The 22,945-nt window shown below is 61.3% G+C and carries 20 protein-coding genes; 4 read left to right on the top strand and 16 right to left on the bottom strand.

All coding sequences use genetic code 11. The features are described 5' to 3' along the window. Positions 1 to 276: 276 nt before the first annotated feature. The 5 genes from hisS to LOX95_RS00980 all read right to left on the bottom strand — a co-directional run bounded on the left by hisS (position 277) and on the right by LOX95_RS00980 (position 4,952). A complete protein-coding gene (gene hisS, locus LOX95_RS01000) occupies positions 277 to 1,788 on the bottom strand; it encodes a histidine--tRNA ligase (protein WP_242912425.1) in 1,512 nt (503 codons plus the stop codon). Positions 1,789 to 1,829: 41 nt separating this feature from the next. Then, positions 1,830 to 3,032 (bottom strand): DUF418 domain-containing protein, encoded by a 1,203-nt coding sequence (locus LOX95_RS00995; RefSeq protein WP_242912424.1) that lies wholly within the window; start codon positions 3,030 to 3,032, stop codon positions 1,830 to 1,832. A 30-nt stretch (positions 3,033 to 3,062) separates the two neighbouring features. Continuing rightward, positions 3,063 to 3,620, bottom strand: coding sequence for a hypothetical protein (locus LOX95_RS00990; protein ID WP_242912423.1), 558 nt, complete (start codon positions 3,618 to 3,620; stop codon positions 3,063 to 3,065). Next, the gene (locus LOX95_RS00985) at positions 3,620 to 4,501 is read right to left on the bottom strand and encodes a 3-hydroxybutyryl-CoA dehydrogenase (protein WP_242912422.1); all 882 of its coding nucleotides are present in this window, start codon (positions 4,499 to 4,501) and stop codon (positions 3,620 to 3,622) included. Before LOX95_RS00985 ends, LOX95_RS00990 begins: the two co-directional genes overlap by 1 nt. Before the next feature lie 127 nt (positions 4,502 to 4,628). After that, on the bottom strand, positions 4,629 to 4,952 hold the full coding sequence (locus tag LOX95_RS00980) for a YggT family protein (protein ID WP_242912421.1): 324 nt from the start codon (positions 4,950 to 4,952) through the stop codon (positions 4,629 to 4,631). Between the two features lie 223 nt (positions 4,953 to 5,175). Here LOX95_RS00980 and LOX95_RS00975 point away from each other — a divergent pair, with 223 nt between their 5' ends. Together LOX95_RS00975 and LOX95_RS00970 are read left to right on the top strand one after the other, a co-directional pair. Continuing rightward, complete coding sequence (locus tag LOX95_RS00975; protein WP_242912420.1) at positions 5,176 to 5,793, top strand: glutathione S-transferase family protein; 618 nt, start codon at positions 5,176 to 5,178, stop codon at positions 5,791 to 5,793. A gap of 58 nt (positions 5,794 to 5,851) precedes the next feature. Further along, complete coding sequence (locus tag LOX95_RS00970) at positions 5,852 to 7,375, top strand: VOC family protein (RefSeq protein ID WP_242912419.1); 1,524 nt, start codon at positions 5,852 to 5,854, stop codon at positions 7,373 to 7,375. Between the two features lie 3 nt (positions 7,376 to 7,378). Here LOX95_RS00970 and LOX95_RS00965 read toward each other — a convergent pair whose 3' ends face one another. The 5 genes from LOX95_RS00965 to chvI form a co-directional block, all read right to left on the bottom strand. Then, positions 7,379 to 7,657: an HPr family phosphocarrier protein gene (locus tag LOX95_RS00965; protein ID WP_242912418.1), complete on the bottom strand. Its 279-nt coding sequence runs from the start codon at positions 7,655 to 7,657 to the stop codon at positions 7,379 to 7,381. Then, complete coding sequence (locus tag LOX95_RS00960) at positions 7,654 to 8,058, bottom strand: PTS sugar transporter subunit IIA (RefSeq protein WP_242913088.1); 405 nt, start codon at positions 8,056 to 8,058, stop codon at positions 7,654 to 7,656. The genes LOX95_RS00965 and LOX95_RS00960 overlap by 4 nt, the downstream gene beginning before the upstream one ends. A 110-nt stretch (positions 8,059 to 8,168) precedes the next feature. Beyond that, on the bottom strand, positions 8,169 to 8,591 hold the full coding sequence (locus LOX95_RS00955; protein ID WP_242912417.1) for an HPr kinase/phosphorylase: 423 nt from the start codon (positions 8,589 to 8,591) through the stop codon (positions 8,169 to 8,171). Then, positions 8,591 to 10,189 carry a two-component sensor histidine kinase ChvG gene (gene chvG, locus LOX95_RS00950; protein WP_242912416.1) on the bottom strand — a complete coding sequence of 533 codons (1,599 nt, stop codon included), beginning with the start codon at positions 10,187 to 10,189 and terminating at the stop codon, positions 8,591 to 8,593. The genes LOX95_RS00955 and chvG overlap by 1 nt, the downstream gene beginning before the upstream one ends. Next, a complete protein-coding gene (gene chvI / locus LOX95_RS00945; protein WP_242912415.1) occupies positions 10,158 to 10,868 on the bottom strand; it encodes a two-component response regulator ChvI in 711 nt (236 codons plus the stop codon). Before chvI ends, chvG begins: the two co-directional genes overlap by 32 nt. 205 nt (positions 10,869 to 11,073) lie before the next feature. On the opposite strand from chvI, the gene LOX95_RS00940 reads away from it, so the two are divergent. Continuing rightward, positions 11,074 to 12,786: a hypothetical protein gene (locus LOX95_RS00940; RefSeq protein ID WP_242912414.1), complete on the top strand. Its 1,713-nt coding sequence runs from the start codon at positions 11,074 to 11,076 to the stop codon at positions 12,784 to 12,786. Between the two features lie 3 nt (positions 12,787 to 12,789). Here LOX95_RS00940 and LOX95_RS00935 read toward each other — a convergent pair whose 3' ends face one another. The 3 genes from LOX95_RS00935 to LOX95_RS00925 form a co-directional block, all read right to left on the bottom strand. Then, the gene (locus tag LOX95_RS00935) at positions 12,790 to 13,110 is read right to left on the bottom strand and encodes a TFIIB-type zinc ribbon-containing protein (protein WP_242912413.1); all 321 of its coding nucleotides are present in this window, start codon (positions 13,108 to 13,110) and stop codon (positions 12,790 to 12,792) included. A 128-nt stretch (positions 13,111 to 13,238) separates the two neighbouring features. Next, a complete protein-coding gene (locus LOX95_RS00930) occupies positions 13,239 to 14,462 on the bottom strand; it encodes a BaiN/RdsA family NAD(P)/FAD-dependent oxidoreductase (protein WP_242912412.1) in 1,224 nt (407 codons plus the stop codon). A gap of 58 nt (positions 14,463 to 14,520) precedes the next feature. After that, complete coding sequence (locus LOX95_RS00925) at positions 14,521 to 14,832, bottom strand: GNAT family N-acetyltransferase (RefSeq protein ID WP_242912411.1); 312 nt, start codon at positions 14,830 to 14,832, stop codon at positions 14,521 to 14,523. Positions 14,833 to 15,167: 335 nt separating this feature from the next. On the opposite strand from LOX95_RS00925, the gene LOX95_RS00920 reads away from it, so the two are divergent. Beyond that, positions 15,168 to 18,512: a TonB-dependent receptor gene (locus LOX95_RS00920; protein WP_242912410.1), complete on the top strand. Its 3,345-nt coding sequence runs from the start codon at positions 15,168 to 15,170 to the stop codon at positions 18,510 to 18,512. Positions 18,513 to 18,585: 73 nt separating this feature from the next. Here the strand turns inward: LOX95_RS00920 and polA are convergent, their stop codons facing one another. From polA to LOX95_RS00905, 3 genes are all read right to left on the bottom strand, one after another. Beyond that, positions 18,586 to 21,489, bottom strand: coding sequence for a DNA polymerase I (gene polA, locus LOX95_RS00915; RefSeq protein ID WP_242912409.1), 2,904 nt, complete (start codon positions 21,487 to 21,489; stop codon positions 18,586 to 18,588). A gap of 104 nt (positions 21,490 to 21,593) precedes the next feature. Continuing rightward, positions 21,594 to 22,661, bottom strand: coding sequence for a GTPase ObgE (gene obgE, locus LOX95_RS00910; RefSeq protein WP_242912408.1), 1,068 nt, complete (start codon positions 22,659 to 22,661; stop codon positions 21,594 to 21,596). Between the two features lie 144 nt (positions 22,662 to 22,805). Next, the gene (locus tag LOX95_RS00905; RefSeq protein ID WP_242912407.1) at positions 22,806 to 22,943 is read right to left on the bottom strand and encodes an entericidin A/B family lipoprotein; all 138 of its coding nucleotides are present in this window, start codon (positions 22,941 to 22,943) and stop codon (positions 22,806 to 22,808) included. Between the last annotated feature and the right edge of the window lie 2 nt (positions 22,944 to 22,945).

Genomic DNA, 22,945 nt, shown 5'->3' with positions numbered 1-22,945 from the left:
GCGCACCTACCGCACAGCTTCGCATCTCAGGATTGCAGGCATGAAAAAGCCCGCTGCGGGGGATACATCGCAGCGGGCCTTCTCGCTCTCTAATGGAGCGGACGTTTCCTCCCCGAAACGCCTCCAAGTGACTACTGCGCTTCAACGCCGCGTCTCTCGAGTGGGTTCAGATGACGCATTGGGTGCCGTTGCGTCAATCGGGCCACGAAGCAGAAATCGAAGGTTTTATGAGTTATCGCTGATAACCTGACGAATTGAAGTCCCGATTATCGAAGGTTATTCGATAATGCCGCGAATGGTCTCGACCAGCGCGCTGCGTGCAACCTTCATTTGCCCCGGACGTGCTGCTTTCCACGCCTCGTTGTCAGCGATATTCGCAGCTTGGGCCCGACCGGCGTCCAGGTCCTTGATGGTCACTTCACCGGCTGCGATCTCGTCACCGCCTAGAATGACGGCAGCGGGCGCATTGCGACGGTCGGCATATTTGAACTGGGCCTTCATACCGGCGCGGCCAAGGTACAGCTCGGCAGGGATGCCGGCGTTGCGCAGCTCGGCCACCGCATCGAGATAGTGCTGCATGTCGTCGTCGGAGAAGACGATGACCACGACCGGACCACGCGCGCGGCCTTCGGTCGTCTTGCCTGCGGCTTTAAGCGCCGACGCCAAGCGCGACACTCCGAACGAGAAGCCGGTGGCCGGAACGGTCTGGCCGGTGAAGCGCGCAACCAGATCGTCATAGCGACCGCCGCCACCGATAGAGCCGAAGCGCATCGGCCGACCCTTCTCGTCGCGGGTTTCCAGCAGAAGCTCGGCCTCGAACACGGTGGCGGTGTAGTATTCCAGACCGCGCACGATGGTCGGATCGAACTTCACGGCGTCCTCAGCCACACCCATGGCGTTCAGCGCACGGTCGATAGCCGACAGTTCCTTGAGAGCCGCTTCGCCCGCTGCGCCCAGACCTGCTCCCACGCCGGCGATGGCGTCCAGCACGCCCGAACGCGACAGGCCCGGTTGTTCGGCCGACGACAGGAAGGCTTCGATGCTGTCGATCAGGCCGACAGGCATGTTGGCACCCTTGGTGTAGTCGCCCGATTCATCCAGACGACCTTCGCCAAGCAGCAGGCGTACGCCTTCAATGCCCAGACGGTCGTATTTATCGACGGCACGAAGGGCAGTCAGACGCTGGTTGGCGTCGGTGATACCCGCTGCATCGAACAGGCCGTCGAACAGTTTGCGGTTCGAAACGCGGATGACCGACTGACCGTTGTCCAGACCGGCAGCCCCCAGACCTTCAACCGCCATGGCGATGATCTCGGCATCAGCTTCGGGACGGTCGGAGCCGACGGTGTCGGCGTCGCACTGCCAGAACTCGCGGAAACGACCCGGACCCGGCTTTTCGTTGCGCCACACCGGACCGTAGGCATAGCGGCGGAACGGCTTGGGCAGGGTTTCCCAGTTCTGGGCGGCAAAGCGGGCCAACGGTGCCGTGTGGTCATAGCGAAGCGCCATCCACTGATCGTCGTCGTCCTCCAGCGCCAAAACGCCTTCGTTCGGGCGGTCGGTGTCCGGCAGGAACTTACCCAGAGCATCGACGTACTCGAAGGCGGGCGTCTCGAGGGCTTCAAAACCCCAGCGCTCATAGACTTCGGACACGCGTACAATCAACTGGCGCTCGACGCTCAGATCATGACCCCGACGGTCCTGAAAACCACGGGGAGAGCGTGCTTCAGGGCGCACGACTTCGGATTGAGCTTCAGATTGGGTTTCGGGGCGATCAGTCTGGGTCATGCGGTGGCGATTAAGCCATCCCATGCGCCGCTGCAATCCGACTAGGGGAGGGTTTTGCGGATCGGCAGCTTGTGACCGTGGGTCAGAGAGCGCCAAACCCACTCGAACGGCCCCCAGCGGAAGTATCGCAGCCACAGGTGCGCAAACACAATCTGCCCCGCCCATGTTGCTGCAATAATCGGCCAGAACTGGCCGGGCGTCAGCTTGCCGAACAGTTGGGGCCCGATCGGAAGATAGAAGAGGGTGGCCATGATGATCGACTGGCCCAAATAGGTGGTAAAGGCCATCCGCCCGACCGGTGCCAGCCAGCGAAACAGCGGCGCGGCAACAATGACGAGAGCGGCATATCCCAAGGCCACAAACACAGACGCACCCGAAGTCGCGACATCCAGTCCGTGGCTAGGCATCTGGATGGGCGGAGCGGCCAACTCGACCGCATAGGCCCAACCGCGAACGGCCAAAACTGCCCCGCTAATAACTATAAGGCCCCAGTACCAGTGCGCCTTGCATCGCCCATGGAAGAAGCCGAGTTTAAACAGACCCATGCCCAGCATCATCATGGGCACGCTGGAGAACGGCATGACAACCAGACTGGAAATCTGGATCAGAATCCAGGACTTGAAGTTCTCGGTCAGCACGCCGCCCAGGCCGGCCTGATATTGGGAAATGACGCTGCCGACTTCTCCGGTCAGTTGGGCGCTGCCTTCGCCGCCCGACATGGCCGCGATGATCTCATTGGGCATGAGCGGCATCAGAAGGCCCCAGCCTGCCTGAATAATGCCAAGGCCTACCATAACGGCACCGCCGATGATCACCAGCATCTGCCCTGACAGGCCGCGCGCGAACATCGCGAACAAGCCGCACCATGCATAGAACAGCAGGATATCGCCGAACCACACCAGAAGGCCGTGCACGAGGCCAAAGGCGGCCAGCCAGAACAGTCGCCGGCGCAGCAGTTTACTGCGGTCCTTGTCGTCCGGTTCCCCGCCCACCAACAGGATGCTGACGCCGAACAACAGGGTGAACAGATTGCGGAAGCGGTCCCTGAAGAAAACCTGATCAATCCAGAGATAGAGACTGTCGTTACCGCGCCAGATGCCGTCGACGGCAAACGGGGCAACCTCGGGCTGGATCGCCACGGCCATCGGCCATGCGAAGGCGAGGATATTGACGACCAGAATGCCGAGAACGGCAAGCCCGCGCACGCTGTCCAGATTGCCGATACGATCCTGAACCGAAGCCATCAGCAATCTCCCCCGAGTGCGCTGTCCGGATTAATAACCGAGCTTATCTGCCTTGCGATAGGCGAGGTAGGCCACGCAAACGCCGCCCCATAGGGCGTAGCTGACCCCCACCATGAGCGCGAGCGGTATGCCGATCACGCCATAGACCAGCACGACGGCTTCGATCGCACCCAGACCCTGGACAAAGCTTTCGCCCGACAGTCCGGCAATGATCGACAGCACCAGCGTCATCAGAAACTGGAGGCAGGCCGCGAGAATGCCGCCATAGATCACATAGCGGGCGATGACTGCTCGGCGGGTCCACGGCGCATTGTTGGGGCGCTTGGCACCCGCCAGACGGGCAATCCCGATGGGCGAGGCGATAAGGCCCACTGCCAGCAAGACGAGGCGCCAATCAGTGTCCAGACCGGCCCAAAGATGATGCGGCGGCCAGATCGGAAAGGTCAGCAAAATGGGCGGCCATGCGGCAGCAAGCAGTGTCGCGACAATGCGGGACTGGACCGTGCGACGCGGAACTACGCGCTCTTGTCCCGGCAGGCGGTCAAGCATGCTGGACGGGTTCGAAGATGCGTCGTCGTGATAGGTCATCAGCGTGTCGGTACCGGAGTTTCACCCGAATAGTCATAGAAGCCGCGACCGCTCTTACGACCCAGCCAGCCTGCTTCCACATATTTAACCAGAAGCGGGCAGGGGCGGTATTTGCTGTCGGCCAGACCATCATGAAGCACGTTCATGATAGCCAGCGCTACATCCAGACCCATAAAATCGGCCAGCTCAAGCGGGCCCATCGGGTGATTGGCCCCAAGTTTAAGAGCCTTGTCGATAGATGCGACCGTGCCGACACCCTCGTACAGGGTGTAGATCGCCTCGTTCATCATCGGCACCAGAATGCGATTGACGATAAAGGCGGGGAAGTCCTCAGAGGCGGTCGTTTCCTTGCCAAGGCTCTCGGCAAAGGTCACCGCGGCGTCATAGGTCGCCGCCGACGTCGCAATACCGCGCACGATCTCGACCAGACGCATGACCGGTGCGGGCTTCATGAAATGCAGCCCGATAAAGCGCTCGGGGCGATCCGTGACCGAGGCCAGTCGGGTAATCGAGATCGACGACGTATTGCTGGCCAGAAGGGCGTGTGGTTCCAGATGCGCCAGAACGTCGGTCCACACCTGTTTCTTGACGGCCTCGTCCTCGCTGGCCGCTTCGATGACCAGGTCGGCCCCCGACACCACGTCGGACAGGGTCTCGCAAACCATGATGCGCGACAATGCCGAGCGGGCTTCGTCTTCATTAATGATGCCGCGACCGCTGCGACGCGCAAGGCTGGCGGCCACCTCGCCGATCGCTAGAGTGGCGCGGCCGGGCAGGGCGTCGAAGAGTCTGACGGTATAGCCACCGACGGCTACGGTCTGGGCAATGCCCGACCCCATCTGGCCTGCGCCGATAATGGCGACGGTCTGAATTCCGCTCATGGCTGTTTTGGTATCCGCAGAACCGAAGGAACTTTACCGGACCAGCATGAGAAGGCGGTCCGGTCTGTGCAAGTCACGAATGGCGACGGCATGCCGTTTTCAAAACAGCGTGCTCTCGCCAACCCGCTCAACCGGCGAGGCCGTACGACATCGCCGCCAGCGACGGCAGGATAAAGCCCTGAATGCCGCGAATGATGATGATGACGATGATCGGGGTGATGTCGATCCCGCCCAGCGGCGGAATGAAGCGGCGGAACGGTGCCATCAGCGGCGAGGTCAGGCGGTCCAGACCCGTCGCCAACTGATACACAAAGCGGTTGCGGTAGTTGATGACATCAAATGCCAGCAGCCAGCTCAGGATCGCATTGGCGATAATCGCGATCAGCAGCAGGCTGAGCGCTGAGTTCAGCACGAAAAAGAGAAAGCCGATAAGGCCTTGTACCGGGGTCATATCCAGCGTGTTTCCTAATGTTCGGCCTACCTTCTAGCGACCCTGTCCCGATCCGCCAAGAACAACCGTCGCCGGTGACAATCGACCGCTGGCGGCGGACGCCTTTGAAAAAGAATGTATCGAAACGGTAAGGGTTGATCGAAACCTGCATAGCGCGGGTTTTACGATGGAGCCCGCGGTCCCATCTGATGGTGAACCTGTCCTCGATCCAAGGAGATCTGATTTGCCGACGCTGTATTACGCCGTTGGAGCCTGTTCGCTGGCTCCGCACATTGTTCTGGAATGGATCGGAGCGCCGTTCGAGGCGGTGAAGGTCCAGTATGGTTCGCCGGAACTTTTGGCCGTCAATCCGGCGGGTGCCGTGCCGACGCTTCGCGAGGATGACGGATGGTTGCTGACACAGGCCGGTGCCATCCTCGACTATCTGGCGCACAAACATCCCGAGGCGGGCCTGACGGGCGGCGACAGCCTGCGCGAAAAGGCCGAGGCCCATCGCTGGTCGTCCTTCTTTACCAGCGACATGCACGCCGCCTTCTGGCCGATCTTCATGCCGTATCGCTATACGACCGACGACCATGACGAGGCCCGCGCCAAGGTTGTCGAGGCAGGACATGCGCTGGTGCATAAACAGTTCGCCACGCTGAACGCGCATCTCGAAGGTCGCGAATGGGTATTGGGCAGTAAGTCGGTAATCGACGCCTATGCCTTCCCCATGATCCGCTGGGGCAAGAAGCTTCTGGAAGGCCATCTCGCCCAGTATCCCAATGTGCTGGCGCTGCATGACCGACTGGCCGCCGATCCGGCTGTCCAAAAGGTTCTGGACCGCGAAGCGGGCAAATAGTCCGAGATATTGGCCCCGTGTCTTGAGTGCGGGGCCTCCATTTTTTGAGAGAGACCGCGTGACCACAGGCATCCACCACGTCACCAGCATTACCGCCGATGTTCAGGCCAATGTCGACTTCTACATGGGCTTCCTCGGCCTCAGCCTCGTCAAACAGACGGGCGGCTATGAGGATGCCCAGCAACTTCACCTGTTCTACGGCGATCCTGAGGGCCGTCCGGGCACTCTGGTCAGCTTCCTTGTTTGGGAGGCGACGGGCCGGGGCCGTACAGGGCTGGGACAGGTGTCGGAAATCGCTTTTGCCGTGCCCGCCGATAGTCTGGGCGAGTGGATGATGCGAGCCATCTCCGCCAACATTCCTGTCGAAGGCCCGATGAAGGAGTTCGGCGAGCCGGTGCTGCGGCTGAAGGACCCCGATGGCCTGATTATCAAACTGGTGGCCAGCGAAGCGGCGACGGGATCAGGCTCGGTCACTGCGCCTTGCTATATTCGCGGGGTCACGGTGCTGAGCGATGTCGCCGAGGCAACCACGGCCTTTATCGGACGGTTTGGCTATCAGCCTCAGGCGACCGAGGGTGCGATCACGCGGCTGAAGTCGGACACCGACGTGGTAGATGTTCATGCGGTCACAGGCTTCCCGCCCTCGGTCAAAGGGGCAGGGGTTCCCGACCACGTTGCCTTCCGTGCGCCCGACATCGAGGCGGTGCGCCAGATCCGGCTGGACCTGATCAACCACGGTCCGACCAATGTGCATGACCGCCAGTATTTCGTTTCACTATACGTGCGCGACACTTCGGGATTGCTGATTGAATACGCCACCGACGCGCCCGGTATGACCGCAGACGAGCCCGCTGACCAACTGGGTCAGACGCTGCAATTCCCGCCCGAGATCATGCCTCACGTGGCCGAGGAACTGCATATCCGACTGCCCCAGTTCGCACGACCCGGCGAGATGCGCTGTCCCAAGCGCGACCTGCCCTTCATTCACCGCTTCTATTGGCCCGAAGAAATGGACGGCAGCACTATCGTCGTCCTTCACGGTACGGGCGGCGACGAGGGCGATCTCATGCCGTTGGCCCATCGCCTGAACCCCAAGGCGGCTATTCTGGCTGTGCGGGGACGCGCGACCGAAGAAGGCAACCTCCGCTGGTTCCGTCGATATGGTCCGGGCGAGTTCGATCAGGCCGACATCCGTTCCGAGGCTGCGGCATTCAATGCCTTCCTCGCAGGCGCCATTCGCGGCTATGCGCTGGATCCGGACCAACTGCTGCTGCTGGGCTATTCAAACGGCGCGAACATGATCGGTGCCATGGCCCAGCTCTATCCCGACAGCGTCCGCCAGGCCGTACTGTTGCGCGGTATGAAGGTGCTGGAAGGCGATCTGGCGCAGGCGAGCGGGCAGGGCAGGGTTCTGCTCGTGTCGGGTGATACCGACCACATGATCCCGATGGATAAGGCCAATGCCCTGACGTCTGAACTGACACAATCGGGCTATGAGGTTAGCCACCGCGTGCTCGGCCTTGGTCACTGGATGACCGATGCAGATCAGGCGGCAATCAAAGAGTGGCTGAAGGGGGCTTAAGCCCTACTGGTCTTCATCAAAGCGGCGCTCGACCAGATCGGTCAGCGCCGCCATGGCGTCCTCGGCGTCGGGGCCTTCGGCGGCCACGTCGATGGTCGAGCCGATACCGGCCCCGAGCATCAACAGGCCCATGATCGAGCGGGCATCGACGGTGGTGCCGTCCTTGCTGACGTGGATTTTGGAATCAAACTCCGAAGCGGTTTTCACGAACTTGGCCGAAGCGCGGGCATGAAGTCCGCGCTGATTGCAGATCGACAGCGTCGCTTTCGCGCTTTGGCTCATTTTTCCCCCGCCAGAACCCAGGAAGCCACGGAGATATATTTGCGCCCTGCATCCTGCGCGTGGGCCACACAGGCCTCCAGCGTTTCGCGTTGACGTACACTGGCCAGTTTAATCAGCATGGGCAGGTTGAGACCGGCGATGACCTCGGCCTTCGTCTGCTCCATCACTGAAATGGCCAGATTGGACGGTGTACCGCCGAACATGTCGGTCAGTAGAATGACACCGTTGCCGGAATCGACCGCAGCCGAGGCGTCCAGAATGTCCTGCCGGCGACGCTCCATGTCGTCATCAGGGCCAATGCAGATGGCCGCGACCCCGCGTTGCGGGCCGACGACGTGTTCCATCGCCGCGATAAATTCCGAGGCCAGGCCCCCGTGGGTGACGATCACCAGACCGATCATGAAGGCAACACCAATAAGGTCCAAACCCGTCAAACAGAAGGAGGGTGCACTGGCGTCAAACGCCGTTAGCCCCTCCGCAAACCCATGTCTTAATGCCAAACCCCTAAGGGTTAAAGGGCCTCTATGGCTCGTACGACGACAGTCGATGAAGACGCAGGGCGCGGGTTAAGCCGAAGTCGAGGTACCGCTATCGCGCGAAGCACGTCGTGATCAGCCACGGGCATGCGCTCGGGGACCTCTTGAATCAGATCAACAATTATCGAAACCCTCGCGCAATCGAGAGGCGCGACGGGCAAGATGCCGACCCCGCGAACCTCGATTAATCCGGCAATTGTCTCTGGCGAGCGGGCATAAAGCGCACCTTGGCTGGCCCAGACACAAACGCGATCATCGGCAACCAGACGCGCCCCGCGTTCTATCAGCTGCAAGGCCAGATCGCTTTTCCCGATACCCGACGGTCCGCGTAGCAAGACGCCATGCCATGCGCCGTTGCGTCGCAGAGCGATGGCCGTGGCATGCACCGTCGGTGCCATCAGCCGCGTCGCGCGGCGTTGGGCAGCCGCACCGTAAAGGTCGCGCCGGTAACCTGCTCGCCGTCGGTGCGGTTCACCGCAAATACCGAACCTTCGTGCGCCTTCACAATCTGGCGCACAATCGACAGTCCCAGACCCGAGTTGGTCCCGAACGCCGTACCCTTGGGGCGCGACGTATAGAAACGCTCGAACACGGTCTCGAGGTTGTCGGGCGGAATGCCGGGGCCGTCATCCTCGACCCGAACACGCCAGAAGTCGGCGTTATCGTCTTTCTCCAGGATCACGCGCACTTCGCCGCCTGCAGGGCTGAACGAGCGGGCGTTATCGATCAGATTACGGAACACCTGACCCAGCGGCGTATCGCGACCCACGACATGGATGGCCGAGCCCGCAGTGTTGATCAGGCGTACCGGAATGTCGCCTTCACGCATGCTGTTTTCATAGACGCTGACGATGTCGCTCAACAGGTCGCCAAGATCGATCTGGCGCGGACGGTCGCGAGACAATTCGGCATCCAGACGCGAGGCGTTGGAAATATCCGTGATCAGACGATCAAGGCGCCGGACGTCGTTCTGAAGCAGATTGGTCAGGCGCTGACGCTGCTCCTCGGTCTTGACCAATGGCAGGGTTTCCAGCGCCGAGCGGATCGACGTCAGCGGGTTTTTGATCTCGTGCGAGACATCGGCGGCAAAGCGTTCGATGGCGTCCATACGCATGGACATGGTGTCGGTCATGCTCTCCAGCGCACGCGCCAGACCGCCAACCTCGTCCTTACGCGCCGTCAGATCCGGCAGGGAGATGGCGCGGGCGCGCTGCAGGCGGACCTGATCCGCCGCTGCCGACAAACGCAGCACAGGGCGGGCGACAAACAGATGCAGCACCAGCGATGCGAACAGGTTCACCGCCAAGGCGACAAACGCAAATGGCATAAGCGCGCGGCGCTGGGCAGCCAGCGTCGCGTTCACATCACCGGCTTCCAGCGTCAGAACGCCCAGTACCTGCTGAACGTGGCGTACGGGAAGAGACACCGAGACGACGTTCTCGCCTTCTTCGTTGCGGCGGATCGTGGCTTGGGATTCGCCTTGCAGAGCGCGTTCGACCTCGGCGGCCAAGGCGGTGTCGGCCGTCGAGCGAGCCTCTTCGATGACGGCCGGATCAACCGCAGGCTCGACCGGCGTGCCCGCGGGTTTGGCGGGAGGCAAAGGCTCGCCCGGTATGGTGTCGGAGACGTTGTAGGAATCGGAGACCTGAATACCGTCGGCATCGAACAGACGCGCGCGTTGGCCCACCGGAATGAAGTTGTCGCGCAGCCAGAAGGCTGCCGCGCGGTCGTCGAGGGCAGGGTAGGGGTCGCCCTGGGTAATACCCAGTTCACCCAGAACGTTAGCCAGCAGTTCGGCCTGCACCGTCAGGGATTCCTGACGGGCATTGATCAGCCCGCGGCTCCACTCGTTCAGGGCCAGAGCCCCGCCGAGTAGGATCAGCAGACTCAGAAGATTGAGGGCCAGCATAAAGCCGCCCAGACGCGATCCGCCGAAACGGAAGCGCCTGCGCGGCTTGTCAGTCTTAGGCTTCGCGGTAGCGGTAGCCGACGCCATACAGGGTCTCGATCGCGTCGAATTCAGGATCAACCATGCGGAACTTCTTGCGCATGCGCTTGACGTGGCTGTCGATGGTGCGGTCGTCGACATATACTTGGTCGTCGTAGGCGGCATCCATCAGGTTATCGCGGCTTTTCACGAAGCCGGGACGCTGGGCCAAAGCTTGCAGCAGCAGGAACTCGGTCACGGTCAGTTTGACCGGCTTGCCTTCCCACGTGCATTCGTGACGCGCCGGATCCATCGAAAGCGGGCCACGCTTGATGGCCTTGTTGGCATCGCTGGCCGCCGAGGCATCAGCCATGTCCAGACCCTCAACGCCCGCGCGGCGCAGCAGGGCCTTCACGCGCTCGATCAGCAGACGCTGGCTGAACGGCTTGTGCATATAGTCGTCGGCACCAAGGTTGAAGCCGAGAATCTCGTCGATCTCCTCGTCTTTCGACGTCAGCATAATCACCGGAATGTTCGAAGTCTGGCGCAGACGACGCAGCACTTCCATGCCGTCCATACGCGGCATCTTCACATCCAGGATCGCCAGATCCGGAGGAGAGTTTTCCAGCGCTTCCAGACCCGAGGCACCGTCATGATAGGCGGTTACCTTATGGCCATGGCTTTCCAGCGCCAGGGAAACGGAAGCGACGATGTTCTCGTCGTCATCGACCAGGGTGATGTTAGCCAAGGGCTTCTCCTTGCGAACGAACGCGGGGCGGGTTGCCGTCTATAACGCACGGCCAGCGGTACCGTTCGTTATGATTAAGGCAGATTAGGGCCACATGAAATGGGGCTTTTATGATTTGCTGCAAGTGCTCTGTGTGCCGCAGTTGCGAAACTATGCCTTAAACCCCTTCTGGCATAGTGGGTGACCTTCTCTTCCCAGGAACACCATGGCCGGTCCGGTTCACTACGAAATCTATGCTCGCAAAACGCCTAATGCGAACTGGACACTGCATCTGGCGAGCGAGGATCGCCGTCATGCCATTGAAACTGCCGAGGAATTGATCCGCGATAAACGGGCTGCCTCGGTCAAGGTCACCAAAGAAACGCTCAATCCGGCCACGATGGAGTTTGCCAGCGTCAGCGTCCTGCGGCTGGGCGCGCCCGATCCGGTGCGCAAGAGCGCCAAGGTCGAGGCACCCGCCGGCCCCGCATGCCGCGCTCCCGCCGATCTTTACACAGTCCATGCGCGCGAAACGCTCAACGCCGTGCTCGAAGACTGGCTTCGCCGCCAGGGTGTGACGGCATTTGAACTCTTGCATTCGCCGGTGCTGGCAGAGCGGCTCGATGCCTCGGGCGTCGAGGTCCAGCACGCGATCCAGAAGGTCGCCGTCCCCGAAGCGCAGGGCACGGGGCAGGACCTGCACGGCCTGATCCGCATCTATCAAAAACTGTCCGATCAGGCCGTCGAGCGGGTGGTCAAGGCGGGCCGTAAGGGCGAGTTCGCCGACCCTGCAAAAGAATCAATCACCCAGATCGCCGAGAAACTTCAGGGTAATCCCGACCGAGCCTTCCGCATGGGCGGCAGTATTGCATCGGCCCTGCAGGGTCTGCGCGGCGCGCGTGCGCGTCTGGGCGCTCTGCTGGATATGTGTGACAAGGCTCCTGAATCGGGGCCGGTTCGCGCCATGATCATGGTGCCTATCGAGCAGGTGCTGTGCGAAATGCTGGCTGCGCGATGGAACATGCCGGATCTATTCGGCCCGGCACTGGATCAAGGGGCGACCCTGGCGGCTGTGGTGCGCATGGTTGCGCCGGCAGAGGTGGCGATGGTCATCTCGCACGATCCGCGTCTCAGCCTTCTGGTCCCGCCGGTCGATGGTCCAGCGGCGCGGCTGGGCCAGAGGTTGGCGGCGGGCGACTTCCCAATGGTGGCGGCGGCGTTGGCGAAGATGGTGCTGGGGGAATTGACCAGCCAGAGACGCCTTTGCCCCGGTGACGCCGAGGGCGAGATCAATATTCTGCGCGCCTTGGCCATGTCGCTGACGGCAACCGCGGGGCGGTTGCTGACGCTCGAAGAGGTCCAGAATGCCTTTATCGAACGCTCGCGCTCTCTGGTGACCGCAGATTTCGTTGCCGCCTTCGTGAAGGATTGCCCGACGGTGTTGGCCGAGGCCGAGCGTCTGGCGCGCCTGAGTGACAACGTCACGGGCGGGGCCAGCAAGCGGGCCGCTGCTCGTTGGCTGGAAGCCTGCGTCTCGTCACTTCGCTTCGAGGCCGAAATGCGCGCCCAAGGCGTGCCGCCGACGCAAAAGCTGGCCGCCTTGCGACGTCTTCAGCGCAATATCGAGACGGCAGGCCTCACCGGCAAGGATGCCGAGGGCGCGGTCGACACCTTGGGACGCCTCGCCTTGAAGATTGCCGAGGAAACGCGTCTGATCCCGCAAATCTGCAAGGCCCCTGTCGCACTGGGACAGAAGGTTTCGATCCTGCTCAAGATTGCCACGGGCGAGGCCGCACCCCTTGGCCCGCTGGGCGATCTGGCCAAGCAGGAAGCGATGCGATTGATCCGTTCGACCGAAGGGCGTGACCTGATGCGCACCTCGCCCGAGACATTCAAGGACATGATGCCGATGCTTAAAGCCGCCGGCGTCGGGGGCTAGGGCTCAGTCAAAGATATCGAAGATGTCGAGGCGCTTCTTCTTCTTGTAATAGCGCTCGTCTTCCTTGTGGCGGCGATAGTCGTCATCGCGGCTGCGATACGGCTCCTGCGGGCGTTGTTGGCCCCACGCAGGTTGTTGCGGGGCAGCCGGCTGCGAGGCCTGGGCTGCGGCTCGCCCGTCATTGGTCGCGCTTTCCATCAGCTTTTCTAGCTCGCCGCGATCGAGCCAGACACCACGGCAGGTCGGGCACATGTCGAACTGCACACCGTTGCGGTCCAGAGTCTGCATGGACGCATTATCGTTGGGGCACATCAAAAGAGGCATGGGGGTCCTTTCGCCTTGATGCGGGCCGACATCATCCGGCACTTGCCGGACCAGAGGGGCCCGTCCCGCACGGGGTCAGCTAGGGACGCTGACCCGAAGACACAACGCGCCAACGGGTCGCAGGTGCCTTAGACGCTCTGACCGGCGACCCAGCCGGACGACCACGCCCATTGGAAATTATAGCCGCCGAGCCAGCCGGTGATGTCGACGGCCTCGCCGATGAAATAGAGGCCCTTCACGTCTTTGGCCTCCATCGTCTGTTGGTCCAGCTGGGTGGTGTCGACACCACCCAGAGTAACTTCAGCCGTACGATAGCCCTCGGAACCAACGGGTTTGACGCTCCAAGCATTGGCGCTTTCAGCCAGAGCGCGCAGTTTCTTGTCGCCCTGTTCGGCCAGCTTGCCTTTCAGACCCGCGCGCTCGCACAGCACCTCGGCCAGACGGCGCGGCAGGATGTGGCCCAACGCCGTGTGGACCATCTGTTTGCCGTTGTCGTTCTTGGCTTCCAGCAACAAGGCAGCGACATCCTTGTCCGGTGCCATATCGACGCTAATGGCCTCGCCTTCGCGCCAGTAGGAACTGATCTGGAGGATAGACGGACCGGATATGCCGCGGTGCGTAAATAGCAGGCCTTCACGGAACTCGGTCGGCTTGGCGGGGCGACCCGCAGCCGCATCGTTCGGAGCCTTGTGGCGTACCACAGCGTCCAGCGACACACCGGCGAGCGGCTTCAGGCTGTCCAGCAAAACCGGATCAAACGTTAGCGGTACCAGTCCGGGGCGCGTATCGGTTACGCGCAAACCGAACTGTCGTGCCACCTCATAGGCCCAGCCGGTCGCGCCCATCTTGGGGATCGATTTGGCCCCCGTCGCGATGACAACCGACTGCGCCTCGACGCGCGAGCCATCATCCAGATCGATGCTGTAAAGTGTGCCTGACTTGGTGATCTGTTTGACCCCAAGGTTCAGCGACAAGGTCACGCCTGCGGCGCGCATCTCGTCGGTGAGCATCTTGATGATGTCCTTGGCGCTATCGTCACAGAACAACTGGCCCAGCGTTTTCTCGTGATACGGAATGCGGTGGCGCTCGACCATCTTGATGAAGTCGTGCTGCGTAAACCGCTTCAGCGCCGACAGGGCAAAGCGCGGGTTCTCGCCCAGATAGGCGGCGGGATGGATACCCAGATTGGTGAAGTTGCAGCGACCACCACCCGAGATGCGTATCTTCTCGCCGGGTGCCTTGGCGTGATCGATCACGCGCACGCGGCGACCGCGTTTGCCCGCTTCGATAGCGCACATCATACCGGCGGCACCGGCACCGACGATCAGGACATCTAGGGTGTTGTTCTTCATTCGCCTGCCCTAGCAGGCGTCGGGCGGGAAAGCGAACCCGCCCTTGGTCCTGACCGGATCAGAGGCCCAGAACAGCCTTGTAACCGTCCTGAACCAGATCGCGGTACTCGTCCGGATGCTTCTGGATATAGGCGGCGAAGAAGGTGCAGGTGGGTAGGATTTTAAGCCCCTTGTCGCGGATATCCTGCAGCACGTGCTTGGCCAGACGCGAGGCAATGCCGCGTCCTTCCAGTTCCGGCGGAACCAGTGTCTTGGATACCAGACGGCCCCCCGCAACGTTGTTGTACTCGACGTACGCAAGTTGACCGTCAATCTCCAACTCGTAACGGTGGAGGTTATCGTTATCGATGATGTTAATGTCTAACGCCATGATCTAATCCTGTGATGTTTTTTGGCAACTCGTGGAACTAATATCAGACTCTTTGACCCCAAACTGCGCGGTGTATTTTATTCAAAATCAAGCGTTACAGTACAAAAGTCAACACCTGTAGATAACGATGATTGTTTAAATATTCCAAATATATGATGCCTGGACAATAACCAATATAAACCGGTTATCGTAGATAAGCGTGACAATAAACTTTGCAGTATTATCGGAGTGTTTTGAAGTAACCCGTAATTCTTGAGGGTGGATGGCGGGCAGTGAATGTGTCTAACTTGTGTCTGTAACTAGACATGCCGGTGTCGGACCGGTCGGAGAGACTCATGATCACCATGCGAAACGCGCTGCTAAGCTCGACAATGATTGTCAGTGCTGCGGCCATGGCCATGCCGGCCTACGCCCAGAGCACCACAACCCAACCCGAAGAAGAGGTCACTAGGGTCCAGGAGGTTGTCGTTACAGGCTCGCGTATTCGTCGTGACCCGGCTACCGCACCTACGCCGTTGATACAGATCAGCAAGGACGAACTTCTTGAGACCGGCCAAAGCTCGGTTATCGAATATCTGGCGACCATTCCCGCCCTGATGAACTCTCAAGTTCCGTCTGACACGACCGCAGGTGTGCTGAATGCAGGCGGCCTGTCGCTGCCGAACCTTCGCTCGCTGGGTGCGGGCCGTACTCTGACCCTTGTTAACGGACGCCGCCACGTTGGCTCGGCTGCGGGTTCGCTGTCGGTCGACTCGGACGTTATTCCCCGCCTGCTGCTCAAAAACGTCGAAATCGTCACCGGCGGCGCATCGTCGATCTATGGTGCGGACGCGGTTTCCGGCGTGCTGAACTACACTCTGCGCGAAGATTTTGAAGGTATCGAGATCGATGCCCGTGCGGCCCAGATCAATCAGGACGGACAGATGCAGTACCGCATCGCGGGTCTGGTCGGTCGCAACTTCTTCGACGAGCGCCTGAACCTGTATGGTTATGGCGAGTACGAAAAAGGCGACCGTCTGGACGGCGAGGATATCGACTGGCTGGCTCGAGGCTGGGGCTTCACCGGCAATGATGCCGATCCCACGGCCGCACCGGCAGACGGAGTGTGGGACGCTGCACTTTATCGCGACCTCCGCTCGCTCCAGCTCGTGCATTGGGGGCAGGTCACCTTGGCGGGTAACTATCAACCCAGCCCGCTAAATAATCCGCTCATCTCGCCCTCGGCCCAGTGCACCACCAGCATCACCCAGTCGATGTGTTACGGCGTGGCCCCCACTCGCACGTGGGTCTTTGATGGCACGACCGCGCGTTTGGCCAACTTTGGTGACTGGGTTCAAAAGACCGGTACCAACCGCGTCACAAATGTCGGCGGCGATGGTCTGAACCCGAACACGACGTTCAACGTCGATGCGATCTACCCCGCCAGCGAGCGTGTGTTGTTCCAGGCCGGTGCAAACCTCAAACTGACAGACAGCGTCAATCTGCACCTTGAAGCCAAATACGCAGACGAGACGACCGACCTCGCGACCGGCTTTGTCTTTGCCGACGTCTATATCGGCAATGTGGGTTCGGCCACCAATTCGGCCCAGATCCTTAGTGCGCGGACCAGCAGTCCCTCGGCCTTCCTGACCCGTCTGGACAATGCCTTCCTGCCCGCAAATCTGCGCGATGCGATCGTCAATAACCGCCAGCCGGTTTACTGCCTGACCGCTGCGGGCTGCGCGGGCGGCGTGCCTTATGGCGGTGTGCTCAGCACTTCGACGGCCATGCCGTTTGCCCGCTATTCGGCCTGGACCCTGCCGCGCCCGCAGCACAACGAAAAGCAACTGCAGCGCTATGTCATTTCGCTGGACGGCGAGATCGAGCAACTCGGCTTCATCAAGAACCTGAACTGGGACATCGGCTATACCTATGGCCGCGTCGACAACAAGAACTACGAGCGCTCTGTTGATGGCGAGCGGTTCAGCTACGCGCTGGACTCGGTTGTGGACACGCTGGGGACCCTCGGCACGCCGGGCGCTATTGTCTGCCGCGTACAACTGGCCACTGCGAACGGGGGCTTGGTGACCAACCGGAACCCGTTCGATCCGCTGACCGGCCAAGGCGTTGGTCCCGCCCAGATCGGTGCCGATGATCCCGACATCAAACAGTGCGTGCCGCTGAACATCTTCGGCGAAGGCAACCAGTCGGCCGAAGCGCTGAACTATGTCCGCTCGGAAATCGTCGTCGACCAGATGAACGAGCAACACGACGTCATGGGTGTCGTGTCTGGCCAACTCTGGGACTTCTGGGGTGCGGGCCCGATTGGTCTGGCCCTTGGCGGCGAATGGCGTAAAGAAGCGACCGAAGGTACCGGCCGCGACCGGACGACCGCTGGCCGCTGGCTGATGTCGAATACCGGTCCTGACTTCCTTTACCGCGACTATTCGGTGAAAGAAGGCTTTGCCGAAGTCAGCATCCCCCTCTTCCGTGAAAGCGTGCTGGGTGACTATGCCGAGTTCACTGCGTCGTACCGCGCTTCGGACTTCTCGCACTTCGGCAAGAGCGATGTTTACGGTGTGAACCTCGTCTATCGCCCGATCCAGGATCTGGCCTTCAAGACCAGCTTCAATACCTCGGTTCGCGCGCCTTCGCTGAGCGAAAACTATGCGCCAGCGACCCAGACCTTTGCCCAGCCGACCGACGTTTGCGACTCGCGCCAAGTCAACAACATCATCGACGATGAAGTGAAACAGCGCCGCGCCGCAAACTGTCAGCTTCTGGCCGAAGGTCTTGGCTTCGTTCCGGGCACCTTCAACTTTACCGATCCGAATGCGCCGAACGCCTTCCGTCCGGAGTATCCATCCAGTGTCGCCGGCTTTAACCAAGGCAATGAAAGCCTGCAGCCGGAAGAGTCTAAATCCTTCACCTTCTCGGTGGTGGCCCAGCCGCGATTCATCCCGAACTTCCAGCTGGTTCTCGACTATTACGAGATCACGATTGATCAGGTCATCGCCGCCGTGGGTGTCGGGACCAACGTCGGTCTGTGCGTGTCCGGTCCAGAAGGCACTCTGGTCACCCAGAACTGCGATCGCGTGACGCGCTCGCCGGTCGACGATCCGGCAACGCCGCGTGACGACCGGATGGTGATCACCTCGTTTGTTCAGGACTCCCTGAACTACGCCAAGCGCGAAGTCCGGGGTCTGGACTTCACGACCCGCTACCACTGGGATCTCAGCAACTTCGCCGGTCGTGATCTGGGCCGCTTGGATCACAGCCTGAACGGTTCGTGGCTGATCGAGCAAAAGAACTTCAACAACATCGACAACCCTGCGGACTACACAGCGTCTGAAGGCGGCGTCTTCTATCCGCGCGTTCGCTTTGCCTCGACACTGACGTGGCGTCCGAACGAGAAGTTCTCCCTGAGCTGGACGGCGGACTGGCAGTCGGCACAGGACCTGAACCGCCGCACCGGTACGGTCACCAACTGGGACAACCGCGAGGCCCGTTATCACCGTCTGGAGAACTTCATGCGGAACGATCTGACGGTTCGGTACAATGTGCGTGATGACCTCACCCTGCGTGCCGGTGTCGTCAACATGTTCGATGCAGAGCCGCCGGTATGGGTGGGTGGAAGCTTCTACTCCAACCTCGACCCGTTCGGCCGCCGCTTCTCGATCGGCCTGAACTACAAGCGCTAATAGCGCAGGCCAAAGCCCAAACTAAAAGGGCGTCCGGATCAACCGGACGCCCTCTTTTTTGCGGTCGTTCAGATCAGTGCGCCTGATCCCAGTTGGCCGCAGCCTTGGCTTCGACCTCCAGCGGGACACTGAGGGCAACGACCGGTTCAGCCGCCTTCTCCATCACCGACTTGATGATCTTCAGCGCCCGTTCGGCCTCGGCCTCGGGCGCTTCGAACACCAGTTCATCGTGCACCTGCAGCAGCATGCGGGTTTGCAGGCCAGCATCCTTGAGGGCTTGCGGCATGCGGATCATGGCGCGGCGAATGATGTCGGCAGCAGCGCCCTGAATGGGGGCGTTAATGGCCGCCCGCTCGCCGAACTGGCGCTCGGCACCCGACTTGGAGTGGATCGCCGGAATGTGGATGCGGCGACCGAAAATGGTCGAGACATAGCCGTCGCGCTTCACCGTCTCCTTGATGCGATCCATGTAGTCGCGGATGCCGGGGAAGCGCTCGAAATAGGTCTTGATATAGGCACCGGCCTCGCCCTGATCGATGCCCAGCTGGTTGGCCAGACCGAAGGCCGAGATGCCATAGACGATACCGAAGTTGATCGCCTTGGCGCGGCGGCGCGTCTCGGACGGCATGCCCTCGATCGGCACGCCGAACATTTCCGAAGCGGTCGCGGTGTGAATGTCGAGGCCGGCCTTGAAGGCTTTCTTCAGCTCGGGGATGTCGCCGATGTGGGCCAGAAGGCGAAGTTCGATCTGGCTGTAGTCCGCACTGATCAGCACATGGCCGTCACGCGCGATAAAGGCCTGACGGATTTCGCGGCCCGTCTCGGTGCGGATCGGGATGTTCTGAAGGTTCGGATCGGACGACGACAGGCGGCCCGTCGAGGCGGCAGCCAGCTGATAGCTGGTGTGCACGCGCTCTGTCTTCGGGTCCATCGCCTCCAGCAGGGCGTCCGTATAGGTGCTCTTAAGCTTGGCCAGCTGGCGCCAGTCCAGGATGGCGCGTGGCAGACCGTGCGTCAGCGCCAGTTCTTCCAGAACCGATGCATCGGTGCCCCACTGGCCCGAGGCGGTCTTCTTGCCACCCGGCAGGTTCATGTCGCCAAACAGGATCTCGCCGATCTGCTTGGGGCTGCCGATATTGAAGGGGCGGCCCGCAATCTCGTGCGCCTTCTTCTCCAGTTCGTCCATACGCAGACCAAAGCTGCTGGACAGACGGCGCAGCAGGGCGGGGTCGATGCGGACCCCCGCCAGTTCCATATCCGACAGAACCGCAGGCATCGGGCGCTCTAGCGTCTCATAGACGGTCAGCAGGCCCTGTTCAGCCAGCTGCGGTTTGAGGATTTGCCACAGACGAAGCGTTACATCGGCATCTTCAGCCGCGTATTCAGTCGCAGCCTTCAGCTCGACATGTTTGAACGACTTCTGGCTCTTGCCGGTGCCGCAAACCTGTTTGAACGGGATGCATTCATGGCCCAGCAGGTGGCGGGCCTGTTCGTCCATGCCATGCGCGTGCAACCCTCCACCCAGCACATAGGACAGCAACAGGGTGTCATCTATCGGACCCACGGTGATCCCGTAGTTCGCCATGACGGTGATGTCGTATTTGCCGTTCTGCATGACCTTCAGAACGGCAGGGTTTTCCAGCAGCGGCTTGAGCGCTTCCAGAGCTTCGGCGCGGTCGATTTGAACGACCGGCGCAGCCTCGGACGGCTCGTCACCGAACAGGCCGCCGCCCGTCGCCGAGGGCTCGTTCTCGTGGGCCAGCGGAATATAGCAGGCCTGATTGGGACCGATGGCCAGCGACAGGCCGACCAGTTCGCCGTGGGTCGAGGAAAGGCAGTCGGTTTCGGTGTCAAACCCCACCACGCCCGACGACTGCGCCCGCGAAATCCAGGCTTGAAGCGCCTCGATGGTCGTCACGCACTCATAGGCGCTGCGGTCGAAAGTCTGGGCATCGGCGGCTACGGTGGTGTCGCCATAGCGCGGGGTCGCCACGGGAGCCGAAATCGGCACAGCGCGCTTTGGTGCAAAGGCCGACGTGCCGTTGTCCGTTGTCTTGCCATCGCCGACACGGCGCAGCAGCGAACGGAACTCCATCGTCTCGAGGAAGTCGGCCAGTACAGCGGGATCGGGATCGCGCAGGACAAAGTCCTCGACCGGCTCGGGAGCAGGCGCATCGCACGTCAGCTTGACCAGTTCGCGCGACATGCGGATCTGGTCCGCGAAATTTATCAGGGTCTCTCGGCGCTTGGGTTGTTTGATCTCTCCAGCCCGCTCCAGCAGGGTGTCGAGATCGCCGTACTCGCCGATCAACTGGGCAGCGGTCTTGGGACCGATACCGGGGGCACCCGGTACGTTATCGACGCTGTCGCCGATCAGGGCCTGAACATCGACCACGCGGTTCGGGGCAACGCCGAACTTCTCCATGACGGCTTCTTCGGCCAGCACGCGGTCCTTCATCGGGTCCCACATGACGACGCCGTCGCCGATCAGCTGCATCAGGTCCTTGTCGGACGACACGATGATCGCTTCGCCGCCCGCATCGCGCACCTTGCAGGCATAGGTGGCGATCAGGTCGTCGGCCTCATAGCCGGCCAGTTCGACACAGGGTACGCCGAAAGCCTTGGTGGCTTCGCGCACCAGCGGGAACTGCGGCACAAGGTCCTCGGGTGCAGGCGGGCGGTGGGCCTTGTAGCCATCATAAAGATCGTTGCGGAACGTCTTTTCCGAGTGGTCGAAAATGGCGACCAGGTGGGTCGGGCCATCCTCGCCCTTGGTGTCCTTCAACAGCTTCCACAGCATGTTGCAGTAGCCCTGAACCGCACCGACCGGCAGGCCGTCGGACTTGCGTGTCAGCGGCGGCAGGGCGTGATAGGCCCGGAAGATATAGGCCGAGGCATCGATCATCCAAAGCCGCACGGGTTTGTCCGTGGCAGAGGTTTCTGGTGCGGCGGCGGTGTCGGTGGTCGCTTCGGTCATGCCACTACAATAGGGTGCCTCAGGGCCGTCGTCATCCGGCAAACAAAACCCCGTCCAGTCTTTCGACGGAACGGGGTTTGAAAACCATCAGGGGCAGGGACCGACTAAAGCGGCGACCAGCCACCCGGGGTCTCATAGACGGTGTCGTCTTCCTCTTCGACGACCACATTGAGGTCGCCGCGCAGCTTGCGCACCTCGGCATAGGCAGCGCGAAGAAGTTCGGTCACGCCCTCGCCCGACACGCCGGAGACCAGCAGCGGACGACGTCCGGCCACGGCTTCGAGCGCATCGGCCTTTTCGATGCGCTCTTCCTCGGTGAGGGAGTCGATCTTGTTCAGGGCAAGGATTTCCGCCTTGTCCGCCAGACCGTCGCCGTAGGCTTCAAGCTCGCCACGGATGATGTTGTAGGCACCCACAACATCTTCCTGCGTGCCGTCGATCAGGTGGATCAGGCTGGCCGAGCGTTCGACGTGGCCAAGGAAGCGCGTGCCAAGGCCCGCACCCTCGCTGGCCCCTTCGATCAGACCGGGGATGTCGGCAATCACGAAACGCTCGGTCGGCGACAGGTCAACCACACCAAGGTTTGGCACCAGAGTGGTGAACGGATAATCCGCCACCTTGGGCTTGGCCGAAGACACGGCCGACAGGAACGTTGACTTGCCCGCATTCGGCAGACCCGCCAGACCAATGTCGGCGATCAGCTTCAGGCGCAGCCAGATCCACATCTCCTGGCCTTCCTGGCCCGGATTGGCGTGGGTCGGGGCCTGGTTGACCGGACCCTTGAAGCGGGTGTTACCCCAGCCGCCATTGCCACCAGCCAACAGGCGCACGCGTTTGCCGGCCTTGTCCATGTCGACGAGGACAGTTTCCTTGTCTTCAGACAGCACCTGCGTGCCGACGGGGACCATAAGAACGATGTCCTCGCCCTTGCCGCCGTGCATCTGGCGGCCCTGACCATGGTGACCGGTCGGGGCTTTGAAATGCTGTTGATAGCGATAGTCGATCAGGGTGTTGAGGCCATCCTTGGCTTCAATCCAGATGTCGCCGCCCTTGCCGCCGTCACCGCCATCGGGACCGCCGTTCGGGATAAATTTCTCGCGTCGGAACGACACGGATCCCGCGCCGCCGTTACCGGAGCGGATATAGATTTTTGCCTGATCGAGGAACTTCATGCGCGCCTTATGACCGAAGTCCGTGGCTTTTTACAGGTCACACACGCACCGGGGCTGGATTCCGGCCGCGAAAAGGGGCTCCTTCCAACGGAAAGAGCCCCTAACAATGCTTACGCTTACAAAAGCTGTAGCCTGGTCGCGACCTTAGTTCTTGGCGTCCCGAGCAGCACCTTCAACAGCGTTACCGGCGGCTTGGGTATCGCGTCCCAGACCTTGAATGGTGTTGCATGCCGAGGTGGTAAGAGCGGCAGCAACGACTGCCAGTACAACGAGTTTACGCATCA

The sequence above is a fragment of the Brevundimonas pishanensis genome (assembly GCF_022750635.1).
In the GTDB taxonomy this organism is placed as follows: domain Bacteria; phylum Pseudomonadota; class Alphaproteobacteria; order Caulobacterales; family Caulobacteraceae; genus Brevundimonas; species Brevundimonas pishanensis.
The sequence above is the reverse complement of the archived record's forward strand: the minus strand, read 5'-3'. Positions and strand labels throughout refer to the sequence as shown.

Coding starts and splice junctions, on each gene's coding strand:
- hisS (WP_242912425.1), bottom strand. CDS start 1,788: ATGACCCAGACTGATCGCCCCGAAACCCAATCTGAAGCTCAATCCGAA.
- LOX95_RS00995 (WP_242912424.1), bottom strand. CDS start 3,032: ATGGCTTCGGTTCAGGATCGTATCGGCAATCTGGACAGCGTGCGCGGG.
- LOX95_RS00990 (WP_242912423.1), bottom strand. CDS start 3,620: ATGACCTATCACGACGACGCATCTTCGAACCCGTCCAGCATGCTTGAC.
- LOX95_RS00985 (WP_242912422.1), bottom strand. CDS start 4,501: ATGAGCGGAATTCAGACCGTCGCCATTATCGGCGCAGGCCAGATGGGG.
- LOX95_RS00980 (WP_242912421.1), bottom strand. CDS start 4,952: ATGACCCCGGTACAAGGCCTTATCGGCTTTCTCTTTTTCGTGCTGAAC.
- LOX95_RS00965 (WP_242912418.1), bottom strand. CDS start 7,657: ATGAGCCAAAGCGCGAAAGCGACGCTGTCGATCTGCAATCAGCGCGGA.
- LOX95_RS00960 (WP_242913088.1), bottom strand. CDS start 8,058: ATGATCGGTCTGGTGATCGTCACCCACGGGGGCCTGGCCTCGGAATTT.
- LOX95_RS00955 (WP_242912417.1), bottom strand. CDS start 8,591: ATGGCACCGACGGTGCATGCCACGGCCATCGCTCTGCGACGCAACGGC.
- chvG (WP_242912416.1), bottom strand. CDS start 10,189: ATGGCGTCGGCTACCGCTACCGCGAAGCCTAAGACTGACAAGCCGCGC.
- LOX95_RS00940 (WP_242912414.1), top strand. CDS start 11,074: ATGGCCGGTCCGGTTCACTACGAAATCTATGCTCGCAAAACGCCTAAT.
- LOX95_RS00935 (WP_242912413.1), bottom strand. CDS start 13,110: ATGCCTCTTTTGATGTGCCCCAACGATAATGCGTCCATGCAGACTCTG.
- LOX95_RS00930 (WP_242912412.1), bottom strand. CDS start 14,462: ATGAAGAACAACACCCTAGATGTCCTGATCGTCGGTGCCGGTGCCGCC.
- LOX95_RS00925 (WP_242912411.1), bottom strand. CDS start 14,832: ATGGCGTTAGACATTAACATCATCGATAACGATAACCTCCACCGTTAC.
- LOX95_RS00920 (WP_242912410.1), top strand. CDS start 15,168: ATGATCACCATGCGAAACGCGCTGCTAAGCTCGACAATGATTGTCAGT.
- polA (WP_242912409.1), bottom strand. CDS start 21,489: ATGACCGAAGCGACCACCGACACCGCCGCCGCACCAGAAACCTCTGCC.
- obgE (WP_242912408.1), bottom strand. CDS start 22,661: ATGAAGTTCCTCGATCAGGCAAAAATCTATATCCGCTCCGGTAACGGC.
- LOX95_RS00905 (WP_242912407.1), bottom strand. CDS start 22,943: ATGCGTAAACTCGTTGTACTGGCAGTCGTTGCTGCCGCTCTTACCACC.